Genomic DNA, 6,009 nt, shown 5'->3' on the forward strand with positions numbered 1-6,009 from the left:
CTGCTGGGAGCCCGCGTGGAAGGTGACCCCGGCGGCGACCAGGCCGCGGTCGGCGACCCGCCCCAGCAGCGCGACGGCCGCGTCGGGCGGCGCCCCGAACTTGCCGTGGAACGGCGTCGCCGAGCCGGTGTCGTCGACCGAGAGCCGGACCTGCACCCGGGCGCCGGGGACCTCGGCGGCGAGGGCGTCGACGTCCTCGGCGCTGTCGGTGACGAACCGGGTGACGCCGTCGCGGGCGGCCCGGGCGGCGGCACCGGGGCCGCGCACCGGGTTCCCGTGCTGCAGCGTCGCCGGGTCCGCACCGGCGGCCAGGCACAGGTCGATCTCGGCTTGGGAGGCGACGTCGAACCCGGCCCCGGCCGCGACGAGGGCGCGCAGCACGGCGGGCTCCGGGCAGGCCTTGACGGCGTAGAGGATCCGGGCGTCGCCGAACGCGGCGGCCAGCGCGCGGTACCGCTCCCCGGCGACGGCGGGGTCCAGCGCCAGGTACGGCGTCGGACGGTCGGTGGCGAGCAGCCGCTCCAGACCGGGGCTCAGGGTGTCGGGCACACCGGGATCGTCTCCCGGGCCGGGTGGCGTGCCACCGCCGGGGCACGACCCGCCGGGGCCCGCACCGGCCCGACCGGACCGCTCCGGGCGCCGGGCCGCTGATCTAGGTTCGACCCATGACCGCACCGAAGCCGCAGCGCCGCGCCCGGAAGATCGCGATGACCCCGGAGGAGGTCACCGCCTTCCTCGACGCCGAGCGCACCTGCCGGGTCGCCACCAACGGCGTGAACGGCCCGCACGCCACCCCGCTCTGGTACCTGTGGGACGGCGAGGCGCTCTGGCTGACCTCGCTCTCGCGCTCGCAGCGGTGGGCGGACCTGCAGCGCGACCCGCGGATCGCCGTGGTCGTCGACGCCGGGCACGACTACACCGAGCTGCGCGGGGTCGAGCTGCGCGGCTCCGTCGAGGTCGTCGGCGAGGTGCCCCGCACCGGCGAGCCGAACCCGGAGCTGGAGCGGGTCGAGCAGGCCTTCGCCGCGCGCTACACCGGCGACCAGGTCGTGATCGACGGAAGGCACGCGTGGCTGCGGCTGCGCCCGGAGAAGATCACCAGCTGGGACTTCCGCAAGATGTGATCACCGGGAGCCTCCCGAGCCGTGCATCGCGAACCCGCGGTACCCGTCGCGGGCCACGGTGGACAGCTCCTCGCGGTAGGCCTTGTGCCCGGCCATGTAGAACATCACCGCGTTCGGCTTGCCGGGGATGTTCGCCCCGAAGATCCACGAGTCGGCCTTCGGGAACAGCGTGGCGTCGGCGATCTCCCGGCAGAGCCGGGACCAGCCCCGCTCGGCCTCGGCCGTCGGCTCGATCGTGCCGATGCCGCTGCGCTCGGCGTGCCCGATCAGCTCACCGATCCACTCGACCTGGGCCTCGATGCTCGGCGGCAGGTTGGTGAACGGCCCGTTCGGCCCGAGGATCATGAACATGTTCGGGAAGCCCGCCGTGGACACCCCGAGGTAGCTCGACGGCCCGTCGGTCCAGTGGTCGTCGATGTGGCGGCCCCCGCGGCCGCGCAGGTCCATCGCCCGGTAGTTGCCGTCGACGGCGTCGAAACCGGTCGCGAGGACGAGCACGTCGAGCTCGTGCACGACACCGTCGGCGGTGCGCACCCCGGCCGGGGTGACCTCCGCGATCGGGTTCTCCCGGATCGAGACCAGCTCGACGTCGTCGCGGTTGAAGGTCTCGTAGTACCCCTCGTTGCAGATCGGGCGCTTGGCGTAGAGGTCGGTCGGTGTGAGCTTCCGGGCGGTCTCCGGGTCCACGACGATCTCGGAGATCTTGCGCCGGATGAACGCGGCGGCCGCGGCGTTGGCGTCGGGATCGGTGGCGATGTCGCAGAACGTGCCGAACATGAACCGGAACCCGTTGCCGGCGTCCCAGTTCTCCTGGAAGACGCGCTCGCGCTCCTGCGCGGACACGCTCATCGCCTCGACGGCGCTCTCCTCGAACCCGAAGGCCACGACCGAGCCGCGCACCTGGTCCCAGATCTCGGGGAAGTGCTCCTTGGTGCGGTCGACCTCGTCCTGGGTGACCGGTCGGTTGCCGGAGGGCACGTTGTACTGCGGGCTGCGCTGGAAGACGGTGAGGTGAGCCGCGCGCGGGGCCGCCGCGACGATGAACTGGGCGCCGGTCGAGCCGGTCCCGACGACGCCGACCCGCCGCCCGGCGATGTCGAGGTCGTCGGGCCAGGCGTTGGTGTGGACGGTGCGCCCGGCGAAGGTGCCCAGCCCGGGGAGGTCGGGGACGTTGCTGCGGGCCAGCAACCCCAGGGCGTTGACCAGATAGCGGCACCGCACCGTCTCGCCGCCGGAGGTGCGCACCCGCCAGAGACCGGCGTCCTCGTCGTAGACCGCGGCGGTCACCTCGGTGCCGAGCGTGATGTCCCGGCGCAGCCCGTACCGGTCGACGACGTGCTCGAGGTAGGCCAGGACGTCGGGCTGGTCCAGGTAGCGGGTGCTCCAGTTCCATTCCTGCAGCAGGTCCCGGTCGAACGAGTAGCGGTAGACGAACCCCTCGGTGTCGGACTTCGCGCCGGGGTACCGGTTGAAGTACCAGGTGCCGCCGACGCCGTCGCCCTTCTCGAAGGCGCGGACGCGCAGGCCGAGCCGGTCCCGCAGCGTGTGCAGCATGTAGATGCCGCCGAACCCGGCGCCGACGACGACGGCGTCGACGTCGGGGGTGGTGGAGGTGGTCATGGTGTGCTCCCGGTGGGTGTCGAGGGATCAGCCGCGGTACCAGGCGGCGAGGGCGGCGAGCTCCTCGTCGGCCTCGGGCGCGGTGCCGGCGAGGAACGGGAAGACGTGCTGCATGCCCGCGACGACCGACAGCGTCACGTCGACACCGGCGGCCCGGGCCCGGTCGGCGAGCCGGACGGCGTCGTCGAGGAGCGCCTCGGCACCCCCGGCGTCGACGTAGAGCCGGGGGAGGCCGGTGAGGTCGGCGTGCAACGGGTTCGCCAGCGGTGCCCGCCGGTCGACGTGCCCCTCCCCCAGGACGCCGGCGATCATCCCCTCCAGCAGGGGCACCGTGACCAGGGCGTCCGAGGCGGCGTTGGTGACGAGCGTGGCGCCGGTGTTCTCCATGTCCAGCCACGGCGAGAACGCGACGACCCGGCCCGGCAGCGGCCGGCCCGCGTCGCGCAGGGCGAGCACGGTGGCGACCGCCAGGTTCCCGCCCGCGGAGTCACCGATGGTCGTCACGTCCGCGGGGGCGGTCCCCCGGGCCAGCAGCGCCTCGAACACCGCGACGGTGTCCTCCACCTGTGCCGGGTGCCGGTGTTCCGGCGCGCGACGGTAGTCCGCCACGAACGCCGTGGCGCCGACCGCCCGCGCGACGTGCCCCGCGAGCTTGCGATGGCTCGACGCCGAGCCGACGGCGAACCCGCCGCCGTGGGTGTAGAGCAGGACCTGCGCGGGATCCGCCCCGGCCGGCAGCGCCCAGATCCCCGGGACACCCCCGAGGGACTCCTCCCGGTAGGTCACGTCCTCGGGTTCACGGGTGGCCTGGTGCCACTCGTCGAAGATGCTGCGGAACAGCCGCGTGGTCAGGTCCGGGGTCGCCGCGATGACGGCGGACCAGTCGGCGTAGAGCGCGCGCAACGCGTCGGACTCCGTGGACGCACCCGTCGGGCGGGTCGGTGGTGCCGTCGTCATCGCGGTCCTCCTCCGGTCGGCCGGAGCGACGACGGGCGCCGCGCCGGCGGTGGCGTGGCCGTCGATGGTGGGCACCGCGGAGGCACCGCGGGTGTTCCGTTCTGGAACGCCCACCGGCCACTCCCCCTGGCCAGGATGGTGTGACCTGGGGCACCGTGGACGTGTCCGCAACGGGCGGCGAGGGGCGGATCGGGGCGATGACGCGTCGGGACGAGGACACGGCGGTGCCGGCCCTGTCGGCCGGGCAGCGCCTGCGCATCCGGCGCAGCCGCGAGACGCTCGTCGACGGGGGGCTGCTCGCGCTGCCGCCCGGCCACGCGGGCGTGCCGCCGCTGATCGAGCAGAGCTGGCGGCGCTGCATCGGCGAGGCGGTGCCGACGGCGCCGGACCGCATCGGCTACGCCGACCCCGGCGACGACCACACCGCGCTGCGCCGGGCCGCGGCGCCCGTGCTGGAGCGGCTCGTGGACAGCTTCGCCGACGTCCCGGTGGCCATGGTGCTGTCCGACGCGACCGGGCGCATCGTCCGCCGCCACGTCGGCGTCCGGCGCCAGCGCACGCTGATGGACCGGGCCAGCGCGGTGGAGGGCTCGGACTTCTCCGAGCGGTCGGTGGGCACCAACGGCATCGGCACGGTGCTGGTCGAACGACGCCCGGTCCTGGTCCGGGGCCCCGAGCACTACAACGCCCTCCTGGAGAACCTCACCTGCGCCGGCACCCCGCTGGTCGAGCCCGGGACCGGCCGGACGGTGGGCTCGCTCTCACTGGCCTGCGCGGTGCGCGACGTGCACCCGCTCATGGCGGTGATGGCCGCCGACATCGGCCGCCAGATCGAGGCCCGGCTGCTCGACGAGGCGGGCGAACACCGTCGCAGGCTGGTACGGGCCTACCTCGCGCTGGAGCGGGCCACGACCGGGGCGCTGGTCGTCGACGCCGACACCGTCCTGGCCGACCGGCACGCGCTGGCCCACGCCGGCCCGGACCTGCACGCCCTGCTGTGGGAGCTCCTGCGCGACGGGGGTCCGGACCGGCCACGCCGGATGCGGGTGCCGATGCCCGACGGCCCGCACGACGCGGTCGTCGCCCCGGTCGAGGGCACCGGGGGCACCGCGTTCAGCGTCCGGCTGGCGCCCCGCCGGGCGGCACCCGCGGTGGCGGCCCCGGCCACCGTCCGGGGAGCCGCGCTCCACCACGACCCGGAGGTCGACCACCGGCTCCGCGAGGCCGTCTCCCACCGGGAGACCGTCGCCGTGACCGGCCCCGGGGGCAGCGGGAAGCTGCGGACCGCCCGCCGCGTGCTGTCCCGCCTGGGCCACGACGGCGCCGTGGTCGTCGAGCCGCACCGGGAGCGCGAGTGGTGGGAGACGGCCCGCGCGGCGCTGGCCGCGGGTCGCGGGCTCGTCCTGCGGCGGGTGCACCTGTCACCGGGGCCGCGACCGGAGCTCCTGCGGGACCTGGCCGCGACCGGTGTCCCGTTCGTCCTCACCGCCGACGCCGACCCCACCGACGACACCACCCCCGCCCTCCTCGGCCAGGTCGCCACCACCGTCCGCCTCCCGGCGCTGGCGGCGGGCCGCGAGCACCTCCCGGCGCTGGTGGAGACGCTGCTCGCGGAGCTGCCCCCGCCCGCGTCGGGGTCCCGGCTGTCCGGCGCGGCCCTGGACCGGCTCCGGGCCTGGCACTGGCCCGGTGACCTGGCCGAGCTCCGCACCGTGGTCACGGCGGCGGCCCGCCGCGCCGGCGGCGGACCGGTCGACGAGGCCGACCTCCCCGACCGCCTGCGCACCGCCCGCCGGGAACTCGGTCTGCTGGAGGCCGCCGAACGCGGCGCCGTGGCCGACGCCCTGCGTGCGGCGGGCGGGAACCGCACCCGGGCCGCCCGCACGCTCGGGATCGGGCGCAACACCCTCTACCGGAAGCTGCGCGAGTTCGGGGTGTCCTGACCGGCCGGCACGGACCGGCGACGTTCAGGGCCGCCCGGTCACCAACGGCCAGAGCCCGTCGGCGCCCGCGTCCAGCGCGGCCGCCCCGACCCGGTCGTTCCAGAACGCCTCGTCACCGTCCTCGTCGCGCCAAGCCCACAGCCGGGTCGTGACCAGCCGCAACGCGTGCTCGCGGGTGAACCCGATGGCCCCGTGCACCTGGTGGGCGATCCGCGCGACGGCCGTCGCCGCCTCCGAGCAGCGGGCCTTCGCCGCGGCGACGGCGAACGCCGTCTCCGGGGCGGCGAACCCCGCGCGCCGCGCGGTCGAGGTCGCGGCGGCGGAGGCGGCGGTGCGCTCCTTCGCCTCACGGATCACGCCCGCGG

Annotated in this window: 5 protein-coding genes and 1 pseudogene; 2 read left to right on the forward strand and 4 right to left on the reverse strand. The window is 75.6% G+C overall.

What is annotated here, in order from left to right:
- Positions 1 to 549: pseudogene (locus tag NH602_RS27120) on the reverse strand (type III PLP-dependent enzyme); the annotation flags it as partial.
- 116 nt (positions 550 to 665) lie between these two features.
- Between NH602_RS27120 and NH602_RS27125 the strand changes: the two are divergent.
- Entirely contained in the window at positions 666 to 1,124 is a 459-nt protein-coding gene (locus NH602_RS27125) for a pyridoxamine 5'-phosphate oxidase family protein (RefSeq protein WP_062395201.1), read from the forward strand.
- On the opposite strand, the gene NH602_RS27130 is transcribed toward NH602_RS27125, so the two are convergent.
- Together NH602_RS27130 and NH602_RS27135 are read right to left on the reverse strand one after the other, a co-directional pair.
- Positions 1,125 to 2,744 (reverse strand): NAD(P)/FAD-dependent oxidoreductase, encoded by a 1,620-nt coding sequence (locus NH602_RS27130; protein ID WP_253069266.1) that lies wholly within the window; start codon positions 2,742 to 2,744, stop codon positions 1,125 to 1,127.
- A 27-nt stretch (positions 2,745 to 2,771) separates the two neighbouring features.
- A complete protein-coding gene (locus tag NH602_RS27135) occupies positions 2,772 to 3,701 on the reverse strand; it encodes an alpha/beta hydrolase (RefSeq protein ID WP_073575305.1) in 930 nt (309 codons plus the stop codon).
- A gap of 197 nt (positions 3,702 to 3,898) precedes the next feature.
- On the opposite strand from NH602_RS27135, the gene NH602_RS27140 reads away from it, so the two are divergent.
- A complete protein-coding gene (locus tag NH602_RS27140; RefSeq protein WP_253069267.1) occupies positions 3,899 to 5,644 on the forward strand; it encodes a sigma-54-dependent Fis family transcriptional regulator in 1,746 nt (581 codons plus the stop codon).
- 24 nt (positions 5,645 to 5,668) lie between these two features.
- Here the strand turns inward: NH602_RS27140 and NH602_RS27145 are convergent.
- The coding region (locus NH602_RS27145; RefSeq protein ID WP_256495942.1) for an acyl-CoA dehydrogenase family protein at positions 5,669 to 6,009 on the reverse strand (341 nt) is incomplete at its 5' end.

Source organism: Pseudonocardia sp. McavD-2-B (genome assembly GCF_024124365.1).
In the GTDB taxonomy this organism is placed as follows: domain Bacteria; phylum Actinomycetota; class Actinomycetes; order Mycobacteriales; family Pseudonocardiaceae; genus Pseudonocardia; species Pseudonocardia alni.